Consider the following 17,571-nt stretch of genomic DNA (forward strand, 5'->3'; position numbering starts at 1 on the left):
CGCCCATGCCTCAATACACCCCTACCGGATGCTGCGCCACGAAATGCCCCTCGCCCACCGCCACCAGCGGCCGGACCAGCGGGTCGTCGCCCAGCTTGCGCACCGGGCTGGGGATTTCGTCGACCAGCAGCGAGCGCTCGCGGTGGCGGCGCTGGGGATCGGCGATGGGTACGGCCGCCATGAGTTTCCTGGTGTAGGGATGCTGCGGGTTCTCGAAGATGGCGCGGCGCGGGCCGATTTCGACGATCTGGCCCAGGTACATGACGGCCACCCGGTGGCTGACGCGTTCGACCACGGCCATGTCATGCGAGATGAACAGGAACGACACGCCCAGCTCGCGCTGCAGGTCCAGCAGCAGGTTGACGATCTGCGCCTGGATGGAGACGTCCAGCGCCGAGACGGATTCGTCGGCGATCACGACCTTGGGGTTGAGCGCCAGAGCGCGCGCGATGCAGATGCGCTGGCGCTGGCCGCCGGAGAACTCGTGCGGATAGCGGTCGATCATCTCGGGCAGCAGCCCGCATTTGTCCATCAGCCAGCGCACCCGGTCCTGCGCTTGCCGGCCGCGCGCCACGCCGTGGATCAGCAGCGGCTCCATGATGGAATAGCCCACCGTCATGCGCGGATCGAGCGAGGCGAACGGGTCCTGGAAGATGAACTGGATGTGGCGGCGCAGCGTCTGCATGGCGCCGCCGCGCAGCGCGCCGATGTTCTGGCCGTCGAACTCGATGGAGCCGCTCTTACTCTTGACCAGCTGCAGCAGCGAACGGCCGGTGGTGGTCTTGCCGCAGCCGGATTCGCCCACCAGCGACAGGGTTTCGCCGGGATACAGGTCGAAGCTGACTTTCTCCACGGCGTGCACGCGTTTCTGGACCCGGCCGAATATGCCGCCGGTGATGTCGAAGCTGGTGGTCAGGTCGCGCACTTTCAGCACCGGGCCGTTGTCGCGGCGCACGGTGGAGGCCGCCGCAACCGGCTGGCTCGCGGCGGGTTCCGGCGCCGGCGCGTCCACGCGCAACAGCGGGAACGGCGCGGGCTCGTCGGTGCCCTGCATGGCGCCCAGGCGCGGCACGGCCGACAGCAGTGCGCGCGTGTAGGCGTGCTGCGGGCGCGCGAAGACCTCGTCCGAACCGCCCTCTTCCACCTTGTCGCCGCGGTACATGACCAGCACGCGGTCGGCGACCTCGGCCACCACGCCCATGTCGTGGGTGATGAAGATCACCCCCATGTCCATTTCTTCCTGAAGCTGGCGGATGAGCTGCAGGATCTGGGCCTGGATGGTGACGTCCAGGGCAGTGGTGGGCTCGTCGGCGATCAGCAGCTGCGGCTTGCACGAGAGCGCCATCGCGATCATGACGCGCTGGCGCATGCCGCCGGACAGCTGATGCGGATAGCGGTCCAGGATGGCGCGGGCCTCCGGGATGCGCACGCGCTCCAGCATGCGCAGGGTCTCGGCGCGCGCCGCGGCCGCGTCCAGGCCCTGGTGCAGCTGCAGCGCCTCGGCGATCTGGCTGCCGGCCGTGAAGCTGGGATTGAGCGAGGTCATCGGCTCCTGGAAGATCATCGCCACGTCCGCGCCGCGCACGCGCTGCAGCAGCGAATCCGGGGCGTTGAGCAGGTCCAGCACCTCGCCGTTGCGCCGGCGCAGCAACATGCCGCCGTTGACGATGCGCCCGCCGCCGTATTCCACCAGGCGCATCAGCGCCAGCGAGGTGACGGACTTGCCCGATCCGGACTCGCCGACGATGGCCAGGGTTTCGCCGCGGTCGACGTGGAAGGAGACGCTGCGCACCGCTTCCACGGTGCGCTCGGGGGTCTTGAAGCGCACGGTCAGGTCGTTGACCTGGACGACGCGTTTGGGGTCCATGGTTGCCATATCGATTACTTGTCCTGGCGCGGATCGAGCGCGTCGCGCAGCCCGTCGCCCAGCAGGTTGAAGCCCAGCACCGCGAGGAAAATGGCCGACCCGGGGAAGATGGACATCCACGGCGCCTGGGTCATGAAGTTCTTGGCCGTGTTGAGCATCGAACCCCAGGACGGGTTGGGCGGCTGCAGGCCCAGGCCCAGGAAGGACAGGCTGGCCTCGGCGATGATGGCGGTGGCGATGGTGATCGTGGCCTGCACGATCAGCGGCGGCATGACGTTGGGAAACACGTGCCGGGCGATGATGCGCAGGTCGGAGGCGCCCAGCGCGCGGGCGCTCTGCACGTAGTCCTCGTTCTTGACGGCCAGCACCTGCCCGCGCGTCAGGCGGATGAACTTGGGCGCGGCCGACACGCCGATGGCGATCATGGCGTTGGTCAGGCTGGGGCCGAGAAAGGCCGCCAGCGCGATGGCCAGGATCAGGAAGGGAATGGCCAGCAGCGCCTCGGTGGCGCGCGAGATGACGCTGTCGGTCCAGCCCCCGAAATAGCCGGCGGCCAGGCCGAACGGCACGCCCGCGACCAGGGCGATCAGCACCGACACCAGGCCCGCCATGAGCGAGGCGCGCGCGCCGTAGACCATGCGGCTGAAGATGTCGCGGCCCAGCTCGTCGGTGCCCAGCCAGTAGGCCGCCGACGGCGCCTTGCGGATGGTGGTGAAGCTGGTCTGGAACGGATCGTGGCTGGCGATCAGCGGCGCCAGCGCGGCCAGCGCCACGAACACCAGCACGATGCCCAGGCCCAGCATGGCGATGCGATTGCGTTTGAACTTGGCCCAGGCGCGATTGCGGCTGCGGGGCGGCGTGACGGCTGCGGCCGTTGCAGGAAATGCGCTCATGAGTGCCTCAGGCGGGGATTGACCAGGATGTACAGGATGTCGGCCAGCAGGTTCATCACGATGAAGCCCACCGCGACGCAGAGCACCACGCCCTGCACCACCGCGTAGTCGCGCGTGAAGACCGCGTCGACCACCAGCTTGCCGAATCCCGGGATCGTGAAGACCTGTTCGGTCAGCACGGCGCCGGCCAGCAGTTCGCCGAACAGCAGGGTCACCAGCGTGACGATGGGCATGAGCGCGTTGCGCAGCGCGTGGCGCAGCACCACGCTGCGCGGCGACACGCCCTTGGCGCGCGCGGTGCGCACGTAGTCGGCCGACAGCGCCTCCAGCATGGCCGAGCGGGTATGGCGCATCAGGTAGGCCGCGATCGCCGTGGACAGCACCAGCGCGGGCATCAGCATGGTCTTCATCGAGAGCCAGAAGTCCTCGGACGGCGACACGTAGCCCGAGGCCGGCAGCAGCCGCCACTGCACCGACACCACCATGATGAGGATGATGCCGAGCCAGAAATTGGGTATGGACATGCCGGACAGCGCCGCGATGTTGGCGCCCATCTCGATGGGCTTGCCTTTGCGCACGGCGGCCAGGATGCCCATGGGGATGCCGATCAGCAGCGCGAAGAACATGGCCATCGCGGCCAGTTGCAAGGTGACGGGCAGCTTCTGGCCGATCAGCGTGGTGACGGGCACGTCGGTGCGCAGCGATTTGCCCAGGTCGCCCTGCAGCACCTGGCTGGCCCAGGCCGCGTACTGCATGGGTAGCGGATCGTTGAGCCGGTATTTTTCGCGCAGGTAGTCCAGGACGGCCGGGTCGCGTTCTTCTCCGGCCAGCGTCAGCACGGGATCGCCGGGCAGGATTTTTTGCAGCATGAAAACGATCATCGACACCAGTATCAAGGTCGGTATCGCGACGATCACGCGGCGCAGGATGAGTTTAAGCATAGGAAAACCGGGAAACGGGAGCAGCGGCAGGCGCTTGCCGCGGAGCTTGCGGCTGCCACGAAGAATAACCGGACGCGCGCTGCGCGTCCGGCTCGGGCGGCCTCGGACAGCCGCCCCGCGGTCACTTCTTCGCGAAGCTCACGCCCTTGAGACGGACCATGCCGTCCGGATAGGGCGTAAAGCCCTGGACCTTCTTGGCCAGCGCGAACGGCCAGGGCTGGTAGTAGTTGTAGACCCCGGGCAGCTCGTCCTGCAGGATGGTCTGCGCCTGGTCGTAGATCGCCTTGCGCTTGGCCGTGTCGGGCACGGTGCGCGCCTCGTTGAGCAGCTTGTCCACTTCCGGATTGCAGTAATGGCCGTCGTTGAGCGCGCCCTTGCAGGTCACGAAGGCGTGGATGTTGCCGTCCGGATCGACCCGGCCCGACCAGCCCAGCATCACGATCTGGAAGTTGCCGCCGGACGCCTCTTTCTGCAGCGCCGCGTACTCGGTGGGACGCAGCGACAGGTCGAAGCCGGCCTCGGCGGCCATGGCCTGGACGATCTCGGCGATGGACGAGGTGGTGGTGTTGTTGCCGAACACGAGTTCGGCCTTCACCCGTTCCAGGCCGGCCTGCTTGAGCAGGGCCTTGGACTTGGCGACGTCGCGCTGGGTCGGCGGGAACTTGTCGCTGTGGTAGGGGCTGGCCGGCGGGAACGGCTGCTGGGCCGGCTCGAAAATGCCGCCGCCGGCGACTTCGCTGATGGCCTTGCGGTCGATGGCGTACTGGAACGCCTGGCGCACCAGCTTGTTCTTGAACGGATTGTCCTCGGCGCGCTTGCCGTTGGCCACGTTGAACATGAACTGCTGGAAGCCCAGGCCGGCTATCGGCGCGAAGGTCAGGCTGGCGTCGTTCTTGACCTGCGGCACGTCGGAGGGGTTCAGGCGCTCCAGCATGTCCAGGTCGCCGGCGCGCAGGTTGGACAGGCGCACCGTGGTGTCCGGAATGGGCAGGAAGGTGACGCGCTCGAACGCGAAGTCCTTGGCGTCGTAGTACTGGTCGAACTTCTCCAGCACGATGCGGTCGTTCTGGATGCGCTCGACAAACTTGTACGGGCCCGAGCACACCGGCTTGCGCCCCACCGCCGCCACGTCGTCGGTGAAGGTCTTGGGCGAGAGCATCATGCCGGCGCGGTCCGACAGCTGCGCCAGCAGCGTGGCGTCGGGTTTCTTCAGCGTCAGCACCAGCGTGGCGGCGTCCGGCGCCTCGACCTTCTCGACCGAGGCCAGCTCGCCCTTGCGCAGGCTGTCCGGCAGGCTCATGGCGCGTTCCAGGTTGGCCTTGGCCGCGGCGGCGTCGAACTTGCTGCCGTCATGGAACAGCGCGTCCTGGCGCAGCTTGAAGGTCAGCACCTTGTTGTCGGGGCTGAACGACCACGAGGTGGCCAGCTGCGGCACGAACTGCAGCTTGGGATCGATGTCGATCAGCTTGTCGCACAGCGAGGTGAAGACGATGCGGCCGACGTAGGTGCGCGCGCGGTGCGGGTCCAGCACGTCGGGATCTTCCTGCAGGCCGATCCGCATGTTCTGCGCGCCGGCCGCGCCGGCGGCCAGCGCCAGCAGGCTGGCGCCCAAGGTCAAGGTCAAGCGTTTCATTGTGTTTTTTCCCCTTGTGTCGGCGCGGGCGTACGCGCCGCGTACGCCCGCGCTGGTTCAGAAGCCCACGGCCTGGCCGTCGCGCCGGCTGTCGCTGGCGGCCACGTAGCCCAGCTCGTTGTCGCTTTCGGACATGCGCCAGATGAACTGGCCCGCGCCGAAGTCCATGTAGGGATCTTCGACGGACTTCAAAGCATGCCCGAGGTCTTTCAGGCCCGCAACCGTCGCGGCCTTCATATTGGTCTCGATGTCCAGCGTGAAGTCGCGGTTGACCTTCCAGCGCGGCGCGCAGCAGGCGGCCTGCGGGTTCTGGTGGTAGTCGATCATGCGGACCACGGTCTGCAGGTGGCCCTGGGGCTGCATGTCGCCGCCCATCACGCCGAAGCTCATGACGGGCTTGCCGCCCTGGGTCAGGAAGCCCGGGATGATGGTGTGGAACGGACGCTTGCCGCCTTCGACCACGTTGGCCGATTGCGGGTCCATCGAGAAGCCCACGCCGCGGTTCTGCATGCTGATGCCGGTGCCCGGCACCACCACGCCCGAGCCGAAGCCCATGTAGTTGGACTGGATGAACGAGATCATCATGCCGCTCTCGTCGGCCGCGGTCAGGTAGATGGTGCCGCCGGCGTGCGGACGGCCGGCCTCGAAATGCGTGGCGCGGTCCAGGCGGATCAGCTTGGCGCGGCTGTCCAGGTAGGCGTCGGACAGCATCTGCTCGGGCGTGACCTGCATGGAACGCGGATCGGACACGTACTTGTACAGGTCGGCGAAAGCCAGCTTCATGGCTTCGATCTGCACGTGCTGCGACTGCACCGAATCGACCGGCATGCCGGCCATGTCGAAGCGCTCGACGATGCCCAGCGCGATCAGCGCGGCAATGCCCTGCCCGTTCGGCGGGATCTCGTGCAGCTCGTAGCCGCGGTAGGACTTGGAGATCGGCTTGACCCACTGCGGACGGTAGTTGCGCAGGTCTTCCAGCGTCATGGCGCCGCCGCACTCCTTGCTGAAGGCGGCGATGCGCTCGGCCAGCTCGCCTTCATAGAAGTCGCGGCCCTTGCTGGCGGCGATGCGGCGCAGCGTGTAGGCGGCGTCCGGGAAGCGGAAATGCTCGCCCACCTTGGGCGCGCGGCCCTCGGGCAGGAAGGCCTGGGCGTAGCCGGGCTGGTCCTTGAGTTCGTCGGCGGCGGCCGCCCACTTGTGCGCCACCACCGGCGGCACGGCGTAGCCGCGCTCGGCGACCTCGATGGCGGGCTCGAACAGCTGCTCGAACGGCAGCTTGCCCAGCTTTTCATGCAGCGCGGCCCAGCCGGCGACCACGCCCGGCACCGTCACGGCGTCCCAGCCGCGCTTGGGCTGGACGGCCAGGCCGTTGGGGCCCACGCCGTGCCTGCGCTTGAAGTACTCCACGTTCCAGGCGGCCGGCGCCACGCCGGAGGAGTTCAGGCCGTGCAGCTCCTTGCCGTCCCAGACGATGGCGAAACAGTCGCCGCCCAGGCCGCAGGACACGGGTTCGACCAGGACGATGGTGGCGGCCGCCGCGATCGCGGCGTCCACGGCGTTGCCGCCCTTGAGCAGCATGCGCAAGCCGGCCTGCGCCGCCAGCGGATGCGACGTGGAGACCACGTTGCGGGCGAACAGCGGGATGCGGACGGAAGGATACGGGTTGCCCCAGTCGAAGGCTTTCATGGTGCGAATCTCATAACGGGTTGGTGTGCATGGACCCAGGCGAAAGTACTCTTGTGATCTAATTAAATCAATTTGATTTTTTGTTCCGTCATAAAAAGTTTTTTTATGAGTACGATCCGCTTCCTACGGACGTTCCTGGCGGTGGCGCACCACGGCTCTTTCTCCGAAGCCGCCGAGCAGGTGGCCCTGACCCAGGCGGCCGTCAGCTTCCAGATGCGCTCGCTGGAGGCGGAACTCGGCCGCGAATTGTTCGACCGCAGCGGCCGTCTTGCCATTCTTAACGCAGCCGGCCGCGAATTGCTACCCGAAATCAAGCATTTGCTGGATCTGTACGACCGCATGCGGCGCCCGCCCACCGTGCCGGGCGAACTGGCCGGCTCGGTCGCGGTGGGCAGCATCGTGTCCTGCATGGGCACCTTGTCCAAGGTGGTGTCGGGCCTGAAGAAGGTTCATCCCAAGCTGGACGTGCGCATCCTGTCGGGCAAGGCCAGCGAGCTGGCCGGCAAGGTCGAGGACGGCGAACTGGACGCCGCCTTCCTGGTCGAGGCCGGCCGCAAGATGGCGAGCACCCGCTGGACCCCGCTATATGAAGAAGAACTGGTCGTCATCGCGCCGCGCTCGGCGCGCGGCGCCGACGCGCGCCAGGTGCTTGCGGCCAACCCCTTCCTGCGTTTCGACCGGACCCAGCGCACCGGCCTGCAGATCGACCGGCTGCTGCGGCGCCTGGCGGTGCCGCTGAACGAATTCCTGGAACTGAACGCGATCGAGACGCTGGTGGAACTGGTGCGCCAGGAGGTCGGCGTCACCCTGCTGCCCCTGATCCACGGCTCCAACTGGCAGCAGAGCCCGGAACTGCGGATTCTGCGGCTGCCGCCGGACCTGGGCCCGATGGCGCGGGCGATCGGCATGCTGGAGCGGCGCGAACACGCCCGCCAGGGGATTACGGCGGCGATCTGCGCGGGATGCGCGACGGCGTTTCGCGGGAGTGTGGGGCCGACGGCCGCCTGACGACGGCCGACGGCCCCGCGCCTGGCAACCCTACAGCGCCATCGCCGGATCGGTCACCGACGGTCTGCCGGTTTCCACGCGGCCGGCGAAGCGGCGCAGGTAGGCCGGGTCTTCGGCCAGGCGCGCCGTGAAGTCGTACCAGCTGTGGCTGTCCGCCAGCGCCCAGTGCTGCTCGACCTCGCCGCCGGCGGGCACGGTGAACTCCCAGCGCTCGCGGTTGGCGTAGTAGGCGTTGGGCGCGACTTCGAAGGTGCACGCGCTCTTGCCGCCGTTGATGAAGCTGACGTAGACGTCGCCGTTGGCCACGTCGTAGCAGACGCGGATCTCGGCGGCCAGCTCGGACGTGCGGGCCAGGGCCAGGTCGCCGGCGAAGTGGCGGTGGTAGCCGTTGGGCCCGAGCACCCACAGGTCGTACTTGCCGCCATCGGCCGCCGCGTCCCAGCTGCCTTCGAGCTGCTTGCCCGGCTCCACCGTGTAGCGGCGCGGCAGGCGGTCCAGGTTCAGGCGGTCATAGACGTGGAACACCGCCGCCTGCTTGCCGGTATTGGCGAACACCAGGCGCATGGCGCCCATGTCGGGCTGCGCGCGGGCGCTGGTGTGCAGCTCGTAGGGCAAGGGGCGCGAATGGCGCATGCCCGGCTCCTGCACCGGCCTGGCCTGGGTGCTGGGGTCCGGCAGCGGCACGGCGTTCAGGGCTTCCTGCGCGCGGCGCTTGTCGTCGGACTCGGAACGGGTCTGCAGGTTCAGGTTGGGCAGCTTCTCGTCATTGGGGTTGACGAAGTTGAAGGCCGAGGTCAGGTCGCCCAGCACCGCGCGACGCCACGGGCTGATGTTGTCTTCGGCCACGCCGAAGCGCGCTTCCAGGAAACGCAGCACCGAGGTGTGGTCGAAGGCCTGGGAGTTGACCCAGCCGCCGCGGCTCCACGGCGACACCACGTACATCGGCACGCGCGGGCCGGGACCGTAGACCCGGCCGTCGGCCGCGTCCTGGGCCGAGGGACGCGTGTGGCGGTCGAGGTCGGTGTTGACGGTGGAGGCGCCGGCCATGGAGCCGTCCGGGTTCAGCGAAGGCGCGGCCGGCGGCGGTACGTGGTCGAAGTAGCCGTCGTTCTCGTCGAAGTTGATGAGCAGCACGGTCTTGCTCCAGACCTCCGGATTGGCGGTCAGCGCGTCCAGCGTCTCCTGGATGTACCAGGCGCCCTGGATCGGACTGGACGGGCCGGGGTGCTCCGAATAGGTTGCCGGCGCCACGATCCAGGACACCTGCGGCAGCGTGCCGTTGGCCGCGTCCTCGCGCAGCGCCTGCAGGAAGCCGCCGTCCGGCATGGTGTTGGCCACGCCCTTGTAGAGCGGATTGGTCGCGTCGTCCGACGGCGCCCAGGCCGGGTAAGGCGAGCCGTTGGCGTTGTTGCCGGCCAGTTCGTTGGCGCGGCGGAAATTGCGAAAACCCGCCAGCGAGTTGTCGGTGAAGTTGTCGGGCAGGTTTTGGTAGACCTTCCAGCTCACGCCCGCTTCCTGCAGGCGCTCGGGATAGGTTTTCCAGTTCCAGCCGGTGGACGAGGCGCCCAGCGAATCCCATTGGTTGCGGGTGGAGGGGCCGTTGCCCTGGGCCAGCGGATCGTTGGTGCCGGTCCAGAAGAACAGGCGGTTGGTGTTGGTGCCGCCGTGCGAGGAGCAGTGATAGGCGTCGCACAGCGTGAAGGCCTCGGCCAGCGCGAACTGGAACTGCACCTCTTGCTTGCGGTAGTAGCCCATGGACTGGTTCTGCTTGTAGCGCGGCCATTGGTCCATGCGGCCGGCGTCCCAGGCCATCTGGGCGTCCAGGTAGTCGTGCGGGGTGCCGGCCACGCGCTGGGCGTTGCCCTGCGTGCTGTCCAGGTGATACGGCATCACCACGCGCGCGCCGTTGCTCTGCTCCCAGACCGAGCGGTTCTCGGGCAGCGGAATGGTGATGCGGTCGCCGAAGCCGCGCACGCCCTTGAACGTACCGAAGTACATGTCGAAGGAGCGGTTTTCCTGCATCAGGATCACCACGTGCTCGACGTCGTTGATGGTGCCGGTGCGGTTGTTGGCCGGGATGGCCAGTGCGCGGCGGATGGCCGGCGGGAACATGGACAGCGCGGTCAGGCCGGCGGTCGAGGCGGCGGCGGTGCGCAGAAAGCGGCGCTTGCCGGCGTGGACCTGGTCTTTGTCGGACGTCACGGTTTTTCTTCCTATGTGTTGGGTGGGCTGGCGCGGCTCAGGGCGCGCAACGCAATTCGGGCTTGGCCGGCGTGGGCGGCACGGGGGTCGGCGTTTCCGGCTGGCCGCCGGTGCCGGGAGGCTCGCTGCCGCCGCTATCGCCGTCATCGCCGCCGCAGGCGGCCAGCGTGGCGCTCAGCATCAGCACCGCGCCCAGGCGCAGGAACCCGCGCAACATCGTGGATTGGTTCATCGTTTTCTATCCTTGGAACATCAGGGAAACAGTTCGGAGACGGACTTGCCGGACATGGCCAGGGACTTCACTTCGTCTTCCGTGAGCGCCCGCGACCAGAAGGCCAGGTCGTCGAAATACATCGTGTAAGGGCCGTTGGAATACGTGCCGCGGCCGTCTTCGTTCAGGCCCAGGTGCGGGCCGTAGACGCCGGCGATCTGGCCGAGGTCCACCGCGCCCGTGCTGATGGTGCGAGAGGAAAAACCCAGCTCGCTGTCGTAGACCGACGCGGTCATGGTGCGCGCCGTCTTGTCGACCGTCATCGCGATGTAGACCGGCTTGTTGGGCGTGAACTTCACGCCGTTGATGTCGACCCGCCGGCCGCCGCCGGCCAGGTTGAAATACAGCACCGGGCCGGACCATTGCGCGATGGTGATGCCGGGATTGCCGCCGGAGTTGTAGTCCTTGTTGCCCACGATGGAGCGGTCGTTGGCGGCGCCGTCGGACTGGTACCAGAAGCCGATGGTGAAGGCCTGGACCGCGTCCAGTTTGCCGGCCGGATAATCCAGCTTGAAGGCGCCCAACGGCGCGGCGCTGCGCTCGTTCTTGAACATCTTGCCGAACACACCCACGTCGGCATAAGCCGGCGCCTGGGCGCCGTCGAACGGCGTGATGGCGCCGCCGCCGGCGGCCACGTCGGTAAGATTGCCTTCGAACGGGAACAACATGGACAGCTCGGTACGCAGCGAGGCCAGCAGCTCGGGCGGCTTGACGTAGTTCACCGTGGTGCGCGCCGCGGTCGTGGACTCGCCCAGGGTCACGCTGTAGGTCACCTCGTGCAGGCCCGATGCGTCGAAGACCAGGTTCTCGTCCACGTACCCGGTGTCCGCGCCCGGCACGCGCGCGATCTCGACGCCGTCGCGGCGGATCACGGCGTCTGCGGTAGGTTCGCCCACGCGTGTCCAGCTGAGCGTGACGCTCTTGTTGTTGATGGCCGTGCGCGCAGACAGGTTGCGCAGTACCAGCGTGTCGGAAAGCGACGTGCCCGCCATGTCGTAGCCGGCCGCAGGCGGCAGCGCGCCCAGGTGCTCCAGCACCGTGGGCGCCACGTCGGCCGCGCTGGGCAGCGCATACCAGTTGTTGTCCCACAGGCCGTCGACGACGGCGTCGTCGGCGTTGCCGCCCAGCAGCGACGGCTGGTTGGCCGCCAGCACGATGGTCTTGGTCGACGAGAACGGACGGCTGTCGACGACGCCGTTCTGGGTCAGGCCGTAGCTGGAGGCCACGACCACCAGCCAGTTCTCGCCGGGATGGTCGGCTTTGCGGTCGGCGATCTGTTTGGTCAGTTCGCCGATGGCGCTATCGGCCTGGCGGATGGCCGTGTCGTAGGCGCCGCCGAATCCGGATTCGGAGGCCACGCGCGCCGGCGCGCCGAACTGCGCCACCACGACGTCATAACCTTCGGCGATGCGGTCGCGCGCTTGCGTGGCCACGCAATCGTCGCCGCCCGCGCAATCGGTCAGGGCCTGCAGGCTGCCGTCGTCGCGGTCCTTGGCGAGCAGCCCGGCGACCACGCTGGAATTGAACGCCGCGGCGGTGCGCGCCTCGGGCCTTGCCGACTTCACGCGCTGGAACAGCGTGGGCGTCTTGATGGGCTGGGTCTGTTCGGAGAAGCGCACGCCGTGCTGGTCGGCCCACTGGCCGGTCAGCAGCGTGGCCCAGCCGGGCGCGGGCAGCGTGGGCTGCTGCGTGGGCGCGCCGGTCACGCCGCCGGTCCAGGCGCGGGTGACGGTGAGCTGGCCGATGTTGGACAGCGACCGGTCGGCCACGCCGCGGCGCATCGCGTCATAGGTCAGGCCGTCCACGCCGATGAACAGCACCTTGTCGGCGCGGGTCTGGTCGGGCTCGGTCACCGGCGGCTGTGTGGGCGGCGTGGTCGGCGCCGAGGTATCCTCGCTGTCGTCGTCGCTGCCGCCACAGCCGGCCAGGACACTGGTCGCCAGCAGCGTGGCGCACCATCTTCTCCAATCGCGTATCTGCATGCTCTTCTTCTTGCCTCATGAACGGGGTTTGTGTTGCCGCACATGGTGGCCGGCGAACGTGAACCGGCCGTTAAGCAAGCAGGAGAAAGGCTGATCGACGGATCAGGATTTTTTTTGTGTCATGAAACCCCGCTATAGTCGGCGCATCGATTCATGGCCTCGCCATCACCCATGCCCCTGTCCCTGCGTTTCGCCCTGCCCGCCGCGCCCGCGGCGCTACGTATCGCCGCCATCCTGGCGCTGGCCGCCGGCATCGGCGTGTGGGCGTCCATCCTGTTGGCGCCGCGGCCGGCCTCGTTGCCGCCGGCCGTGTCGGCCGCCGCCGCGCCGCGCGCCGTCGACAACGGCCCCGTCGCGCTCTGGTTCGGCAAGGACGAGGCGATGCGCACGCAGATCAGCGTGCTGGGCGTGATCGCGGCGGGGCCGGACGGCGCGGCCGTGCTCAGCATCGACGGCGGCCCGCCGCTGGCCTGGCGCGTCGGCGACGAAGTCGCGCCAGGCATCGTGCTGCGCGAGGTCGCGGCCGAAACGATCACCGTCGAGCAGGCCGGGCGCGCCAGCCGCCTGCCGGCCCCTGCGGCGCCGCCCGCGCCCGCGGGCATCGTGCGGGCCAACGGCTGAAAACCCGCCCGCCAATATTGCTGTCATATTTCATGACCACAATCCTCCGCTTCTACTGAAGACCGGAGTTCAAAGTGCGTCAGTTTCCGCGCGGGCCAGCCCGCCAGCAGGGTTTCACCCTCATCGAGATCATGGTGGTGATCGTGATCATGGGGATTCTTGCGGCGTTGATCGTTCCCCGCGTGCTCGACCGTCCCGACCAGGCCCGCCAGGTCGCCGCGCGCCAGGACATCGCCGGCGTGATGCAGGCGCTCAAGCTCTACCGCCTGGACAACGGCCGCTATCCCACCACCGCCCAGGGCCTGCGCGCGCTGGTCGAAAAGCCCGAGGGCGCCAACAACTGGCGCGGCTACCTCGACAAGCTGCCCAACGACCCCTGGGGCCATCCCTATCAATACCTGAGCCCCGGCGTCAAAGGCGATATCGACGTGTTCTCGTTCGGCGCCGACAACAAGCCCGGCGGAGAGAACGGCGATGCCGACATCGGCTCCTGGGAACTCTGAACGCGGCTTCACGCTGGTCGAAGTCCTGGTCGTGCTGGTGATCGTCGCCATCGCGGCCAGCATGGTGAGCCTGTCCGTCGGCCGCGGCGAGAACCCGCTGCGCAACGACGCCCAACGCCTGGCCGACGCCTTCTCGGTGGCCCAGAGCGAGGCGCGCAGCGACGGCCGTCCGATACGCTGGCTGGCCGGCGCCGAAGGCTGGGCCTTCGAGCGCCGCGGACGTTCCGAAAACATCAGCGCCGACGAAGACGCGCCCCTGCCCGTGGACCGGCTGGAGCGCGACGCGGTGCTGCGCCCGCGCGCCTGGTCGGCCGGCCCGGTGCAGCTGCAGCTCGCGCCGGACCGGCCGCTGGTCTTCAACACGGAATGGGTCGCCTCGCCCATGACGCTGACCTTGCGCGCGGCAGGCGCGCAGGTCGTGCTCGAGCGCGACGCCGCCGGACGCTATGAGATCCGCTGAACCGCCCCGCCGCCCGGGCCGCGAACGCGGCTTCACGCTCATCGAGGTGCTGGTGGCGCTGGCCATCATCGCCGTCGCGATGGCCGCCGCGCTGCGCGCGACCGGCGTCATGGCGGCCAACAACCGCAACCTGCAGGACAAGACGCTGGCGCTGCTGGCGGCGCAGAACGCGCTGGCCCAGCTGCGCCTGGAGCAGACGCTGCCGCGCGCCGGCACGCGCAGCATGCCGTGCGCCCAGGGCGGCCGCGCGCTGCAATGCGAACTGGAGTTCACCAATTCGATGAACCGCAGCTTCCGCCAGGTGGCCATCCGCGTGCGCGACGCGTCCTCGCCGCGGCCCGACGCCGTCCTGCTGCAGCTCGACGGCCTGTTGTCCGGCGTGCGCTAGCCATGCGTAGACCGCTGCGATCCCAGGCCGGCTTCACGCTGATGGAAGTGCTGGTGGCGCTGGCGCTGATGGCGCTGGTCAGCCTGATGGCCTGGCGCGGCCTGGCCAACGTATCCAACGCCCGCGACCGGATCGAGGAACAGACGCAGGATATCGACGCCATCGTGCGCGCGCTGGGCCAGATCGCGCGCGACGTGGAGCTGTCCTATACCGGGCCTGCGTTCGAGCCGGCCGGCCAGGACGCGCAGTCCTACACCGCCGGCCTGCGCCTGCTGCGCCGCGCAAGCGGCGGCCAGACGCTGGAGCTGCTGCGCCCCGACCCCGACGGCAACGGCCTGTGGCAGCAAGTGCACTGGCAGGTCCGCAAGGACGGCCTGTGGCGCGCCAGCGGGCCGTCCGCAGCGCGCGGCCCCCTGCCCGCGCCGGACGGCGGCGTCCTGCTGCTGCCGGGCGTGCGCGCGCTGGAACTGCGCGCCTGGGTACCGGGCACGGGCTGGGTCGACAGCAACGCCAGCCTGGCGTCGCCGCCGGCCGGCATCGAGATCACGCTGGAACGCGGCGCGCCCCAGGCGCCGCAGCGCTTCAGCCGCATCCTGGAGCTGCCATGAGCCCGTCCGTCCGCGAACGGGGCGCGGCGGTCATCAGCGCGCTCATCATCGTCGCCATCGTGGCGGCGCTGACCACCAGCCTGTTCCAGCGCCAGACCGCCAGCACGCGGCGGGTCGAGAACGAGCTTGCCCGCGTGCAGGCCCGCGCCATGCTGGCCGGCGGCATCGACTGGGCCAGACTGGTGCTGCGCGACCACGGCCGGCGCGAAGCGGTCACGCGCGGCGACCAGATCTGGGCCACGCCCATCCTGGACACGCGCATCGAACGCCCCGGCGACGAGCGCGTGGCGGTGTTCGCCGGCCGCATCGAGGACGAACAGGGCAAGTACAACCTCTACAACCTGGCCAGCAACGGCGTGCCGCAGCCGCAGCAGGAAGAGGTGCTGCGCCGCCTGCTCAAGCTGCTGCAGCTGCCCGACGCGCTGGCCGCGCAGATCATGGACATCATCGCGGCCGCGCAACCGCCGGCCCCGGCGCCCGACGCCGCCGGCGCGCCCGCCGCCGCGCCCCATGCCCGCGCGCCCCTGCCGCGCGGCGTGGACGAGATCGCGGCGCTGCTGGCGTTGGACCCACCGGCGCGCGCGGCGCTGCGCCGCACGATGACGGTGCTGCCGGCGGCCACGCCGGTCAACGTCAACACCGCGCCGCCCGAGGTCATCGCCGCGCTGGTGCAGGGCATGTCGCTCAGCCAGGCGCAGTTCCTGGCCGGCGAGCGCGACCGCGGCAACTGGTTCAACAATGCCGGCGACTTCGCCAACCGCCTGGCCGGCACCGGCGTCGAGACCGCCGCGCCGACGGTGGCCACCAAGAGCGACTGGTTCATGGCCAGCGGCACCGTCGTCTACGAACGCGCGCGGATCTCCATGCAGGCCCTGATGCGCAGCGCCCCGCCGGCCGCGCCCGACACCCTATGGACAAGAGAAAACCCTTGAAGAACATGCTGCGCATCGCGCTGCCCGCCCTGGCCGAGTTCGGCGAGGACTCGCCCCTGCCCTACGCCTGGTTCGACCGGCGCGGCCGCTGCGCGCGGCAGGGCGAACTCGCTTTGCACGCGCTGGGCCACGCCTATCCGCAGGCCGCCTGCGAAGCCGTGCTGCATCCGGCGGACGTGATCGCCACCAGCGTGCAGATCCCGGCCGTGCCGCGCGCGCGCTACGCCGCCGCGCTCCACGCCGCGCTGGAGCCGCTGGTGCTCAGCGACCTGGACGCCCTGGCGATCGGCTTTGGCCCGCGCGCCGCGGACGGCCGCGTCGAACTGGCCTGGGCGGCGCGCGAACCCGTGCGCCGCGCGTGGAGCCTGTTGAACGCCCAGGGCCTGCGCGTGCAGGCGCTGATCGCGCCGCAGACGCTGGGCGCCGACGCGGGGCCGCTGCGCGAACCGGCCGATCCGCGCTGGCAGGCGCCCTCGCCTTCGTGGTCGCTGGCCATGCCGCAGCTGGCGCCGGCGCGCGCCTCGCGCTGGCGCGGCGTCTGGCGCTGGGGCGCGGCGGCCGCCGCGGTATGGATAGGCGGCCTCAATCTTTATGCGTCGCAACTGCGCGCCGAAGCCGACGCGCTGGACGAAGGCATGCGCCGGCAGGTGCTGGCCGCCTTCCCGGAGCTGCCCGTGCTGCTGGACCCGGCGCGCCAGGCGCGGCAAGGCCTGGACGCGCTGCAGGCCGACCGCGGCGCGCACAACGCCGCCGACTTCCTGCCGCTGGCCCGGGCCGCGGCCCAGGCGCTGCCTTTCGCGGCCGACAAGGTGGCGCGCCTGGGCTACGCCGACCAGGCGCTCACGCTGCAGCTGGCCGACGCCGGCGAGCAGTCGCAACGCGTCGCCGAAACTCCCGCGCTGATCCAGCAGGCTGCCGCCCTGGGCCTGAAGCTGGAACGCACCGACTCCGACCACACCTGGCGCATCCTGCGCGCCCAGCCATGAATACGTTCTCGCACCGCCTGCATGCCGCTTGGCAATCCGCCCGCAAACCCGTGGACCCCTTGCTGGCGCGCGCGCGCCAGCGCTACCAGGCGCTGGTCCCTCGCGAACGCCGGCTGCTGGCGGGCGCTGCGCTGCTGCTGGGCGCGGCGCTGGTGTTCGTCACCCTGATAGAGCCGCCGTTGAACACGATGCGCAAGCTCCACGCCGAACTGCCCGCGCTACGCGCGCAGGCCGCCACCGTCGCCGACCTGACCGCCCAGGCCCAGGCGCTGCGGCGGCGCGCCGCGGCCCCGGCCGCCGCCCTGCCCGCGCCCGCCGAACTGGGCGCGTCGCTGGAACGCGCCGGCCTGCCCGCCGCGCAATGGACGCTGGGCGAACCCGAAGCCGGGCCCGGCGTGCTGCTGACCCTGAAAGAAGCGCCCGCCTCGGCGCTGCTGCGATGGCTGGACGGCGGCGCCCGCGACTGGGGCCTGGCGGTGCAGCAGGTGGAACTCACGCGCGCGGCCAATGCCTACGGGCGTCCGCTGCCGGGCCTGGTCAATGGCAAGGTGGTGCTGGTCTTGCCCGCGGCGGCAAAAGGCAGGAACTGA

Annotated in this window: 17 protein-coding genes; 9 read left to right on the forward strand and 8 right to left on the reverse strand. The window is 69.5% G+C overall.

Annotated elements, in window-relative coordinates; translation table 11 throughout:
* Positions 1-10: 10 nt before the first annotated feature.
* From A6B37_RS07170 to ggt, 5 genes are all read right to left on the reverse strand, one after another.
* Positions 11-1,867: a dipeptide ABC transporter ATP-binding protein gene (locus A6B37_RS07170; RefSeq protein WP_111825311.1), complete on the reverse strand. Its 1,857-nt coding sequence runs from the start codon at positions 1,865-1,867 to the stop codon at positions 11-13.
* Between the two features lie 14 nt (positions 1,868-1,881).
* Complete coding sequence (locus A6B37_RS07175; protein WP_111825312.1) at positions 1,882-2,760, reverse strand: ABC transporter permease; 879 nt, start codon at positions 2,758-2,760, stop codon at positions 1,882-1,884.
* Positions 2,757-3,701, reverse strand: coding sequence for an ABC transporter permease (locus A6B37_RS07180; RefSeq protein WP_111825313.1), 945 nt, complete (start codon positions 3,699-3,701; stop codon positions 2,757-2,759). The genes A6B37_RS07175 and A6B37_RS07180 overlap by 4 nt, the downstream gene beginning before the upstream one ends.
* Before the next feature lie 121 nt (positions 3,702-3,822).
* Positions 3,823-5,334, reverse strand: coding sequence for an ABC transporter substrate-binding protein (locus A6B37_RS07185; RefSeq protein WP_102770857.1), 1,512 nt, complete (start codon positions 5,332-5,334; stop codon positions 3,823-3,825).
* Positions 5,335-5,391: 57 nt separating this feature from the next.
* Positions 5,392-7,020 carry a gamma-glutamyltransferase gene (ggt, locus tag A6B37_RS07190; RefSeq protein WP_102770856.1) on the reverse strand — a complete coding sequence of 543 codons (1,629 nt, stop codon included), beginning with the start codon at positions 7,018-7,020 and terminating at the stop codon, positions 5,392-5,394.
* A 105-nt stretch (positions 7,021-7,125) separates the two neighbouring features.
* On the opposite strand from ggt, the gene A6B37_RS07195 reads away from it, so the two are divergent.
* Complete coding sequence (locus tag A6B37_RS07195) at positions 7,126-8,028, forward strand: LysR family transcriptional regulator (RefSeq protein ID WP_102770855.1); 903 nt, start codon at positions 7,126-7,128, stop codon at positions 8,026-8,028.
* 30 nt (positions 8,029-8,058) lie between these two features.
* On the opposite strand, the gene A6B37_RS07200 is transcribed toward A6B37_RS07195, so the two are convergent.
* From A6B37_RS07200 to A6B37_RS07210, 3 genes are read right to left on the reverse strand one after another with little or no spacing between them, the layout of a single operon-like run.
* Positions 8,059-10,230, reverse strand: coding sequence for a phospholipase C, phosphocholine-specific (locus A6B37_RS07200; protein WP_168202087.1), 2,172 nt, complete (start codon positions 10,228-10,230; stop codon positions 8,059-8,061).
* 37 nt (positions 10,231-10,267) lie between these two features.
* Positions 10,268-10,462 (reverse strand): hypothetical protein, encoded by a 195-nt coding sequence (locus tag A6B37_RS07205; protein WP_102770853.1) that lies wholly within the window; start codon positions 10,460-10,462, stop codon positions 10,268-10,270.
* A 20-nt stretch (positions 10,463-10,482) separates the two neighbouring features.
* On the reverse strand, positions 10,483-12,483 hold the full coding sequence (locus A6B37_RS07210) for a LamG-like jellyroll fold domain-containing protein (protein WP_111825315.1): 2,001 nt from the start codon (positions 12,481-12,483) through the stop codon (positions 10,483-10,485).
* A 171-nt stretch (positions 12,484-12,654) separates the two neighbouring features.
* On the opposite strand from A6B37_RS07210, the gene A6B37_RS07215 reads away from it, so the two are divergent.
* The 8 genes from A6B37_RS07215 to gspM all read left to right on the forward strand — a co-directional run bounded on the left by A6B37_RS07215 (position 12,655) and on the right by gspM (position 17,571).
* A complete protein-coding gene (locus tag A6B37_RS07215; RefSeq protein ID WP_111825316.1) occupies positions 12,655-13,104 on the forward strand; it encodes a general secretion pathway protein GspC in 450 nt (149 codons plus the stop codon).
* 74 nt (positions 13,105-13,178) lie between these two features.
* Entirely contained in the window at positions 13,179-13,607 is a 429-nt protein-coding gene (gspG, locus tag A6B37_RS07220; RefSeq protein WP_102770851.1) for a type II secretion system major pseudopilin GspG, read from the forward strand.
* A complete protein-coding gene (gene gspH, locus A6B37_RS07225; RefSeq protein WP_111825317.1) occupies positions 13,579-14,067 on the forward strand; it encodes a type II secretion system minor pseudopilin GspH in 489 nt (162 codons plus the stop codon). Before gspG ends, gspH begins: the two co-directional genes overlap by 29 nt.
* Positions 14,054-14,455, forward strand: coding sequence for a type II secretion system minor pseudopilin GspI (gene gspI, locus A6B37_RS07230; protein ID WP_102770849.1), 402 nt, complete (start codon positions 14,054-14,056; stop codon positions 14,453-14,455). The genes gspH and gspI overlap by 14 nt, the downstream gene beginning before the upstream one ends.
* Positions 14,456-14,457: 2 nt before the next feature.
* Positions 14,458-15,063 carry a type II secretion system protein GspJ gene (locus tag A6B37_RS07235; protein ID WP_111825318.1) on the forward strand — a complete coding sequence of 202 codons (606 nt, stop codon included), beginning with the start codon at positions 14,458-14,460 and terminating at the stop codon, positions 15,061-15,063.
* Positions 15,060-15,995 (forward strand): type II secretion system minor pseudopilin GspK, encoded by a 936-nt coding sequence (gene gspK, locus A6B37_RS07240; RefSeq protein ID WP_111825319.1) that lies wholly within the window; start codon positions 15,060-15,062, stop codon positions 15,993-15,995. Before A6B37_RS07235 ends, gspK begins: the two co-directional genes overlap by 4 nt.
* Positions 15,974-16,981, forward strand: a complete 1,008-nt coding sequence (locus tag A6B37_RS07245) for a type II secretion system protein GspL (RefSeq protein WP_168202126.1) — start codon at positions 15,974-15,976, stop codon at positions 16,979-16,981. Before gspK ends, A6B37_RS07245 begins: the two co-directional genes overlap by 22 nt.
* Positions 16,978-17,571 (forward strand): type II secretion system protein GspM, encoded by a 594-nt coding sequence (gene gspM / locus A6B37_RS07250; protein WP_111825321.1) that lies wholly within the window; start codon positions 16,978-16,980, stop codon positions 17,569-17,571. The genes A6B37_RS07245 and gspM overlap by 4 nt, the downstream gene beginning before the upstream one ends.

Source organism: Achromobacter sp. HZ01 (genome assembly GCF_003267925.1).
Lineage (GTDB): Bacteria > Pseudomonadota > Gammaproteobacteria > Burkholderiales > Burkholderiaceae_B > Achromobacter > Achromobacter pulmonis_A.

Excerpts from the sequence above, each read along its gene's own strand:
- gspM (WP_111825321.1), top strand. The coding sequence starts at position 16,978 with ATGAATACGTTCTCGCACCGCCTGCATGCCGCTTGGCAATCCGCCCGC.
- A6B37_RS07215 (WP_111825316.1), top strand. The coding sequence starts at position 12,655 with ATGCCCCTGTCCCTGCGTTTCGCCCTGCCCGCCGCGCCCGCGGCGCTA.
- gspI (WP_102770849.1), top strand. The coding sequence starts at position 14,054 with ATGAGATCCGCTGAACCGCCCCGCCGCCCGGGCCGCGAACGCGGCTTC.
- A6B37_RS07185 (WP_102770857.1), bottom strand. The coding sequence starts at position 5,334 with ATGAAACGCTTGACCTTGACCTTGGGCGCCAGCCTGCTGGCGCTGGCC.
- A6B37_RS07235 (WP_111825318.1), top strand. The coding sequence starts at position 14,458 with ATGCGTAGACCGCTGCGATCCCAGGCCGGCTTCACGCTGATGGAAGTG.
- ggt (WP_102770856.1), bottom strand. The coding sequence starts at position 7,020 with ATGAAAGCCTTCGACTGGGGCAACCCGTATCCTTCCGTCCGCATCCCG.
- A6B37_RS07210 (WP_111825315.1), bottom strand. The coding sequence starts at position 12,483 with ATGCAGATACGCGATTGGAGAAGATGGTGCGCCACGCTGCTGGCGACC.
- gspK (WP_111825319.1), top strand. The coding sequence starts at position 15,060 with ATGAGCCCGTCCGTCCGCGAACGGGGCGCGGCGGTCATCAGCGCGCTC.
- A6B37_RS07175 (WP_111825312.1), bottom strand. The coding sequence starts at position 2,760 with ATGAGCGCATTTCCTGCAACGGCCGCAGCCGTCACGCCGCCCCGCAGC.
- A6B37_RS07180 (WP_111825313.1), bottom strand. The coding sequence starts at position 3,701 with ATGCTTAAACTCATCCTGCGCCGCGTGATCGTCGCGATACCGACCTTG.
- A6B37_RS07245 (WP_168202126.1), top strand. The coding sequence starts at position 15,974 with ATGGACAAGAGAAAACCCTTGAAGAACATGCTGCGCATCGCGCTGCCC.
- A6B37_RS07195 (WP_102770855.1), top strand. The coding sequence starts at position 7,126 with ATGAGTACGATCCGCTTCCTACGGACGTTCCTGGCGGTGGCGCACCAC.
- A6B37_RS07205 (WP_102770853.1), bottom strand. The coding sequence starts at position 10,462 with ATGAACCAATCCACGATGTTGCGCGGGTTCCTGCGCCTGGGCGCGGTG.
- A6B37_RS07170 (WP_111825311.1), bottom strand. The coding sequence starts at position 1,867 with ATGGACCCCAAACGCGTCGTCCAGGTCAACGACCTGACCGTGCGCTTC.
- gspH (WP_111825317.1), top strand. The coding sequence starts at position 13,579 with ATGCCGACATCGGCTCCTGGGAACTCTGAACGCGGCTTCACGCTGGTC.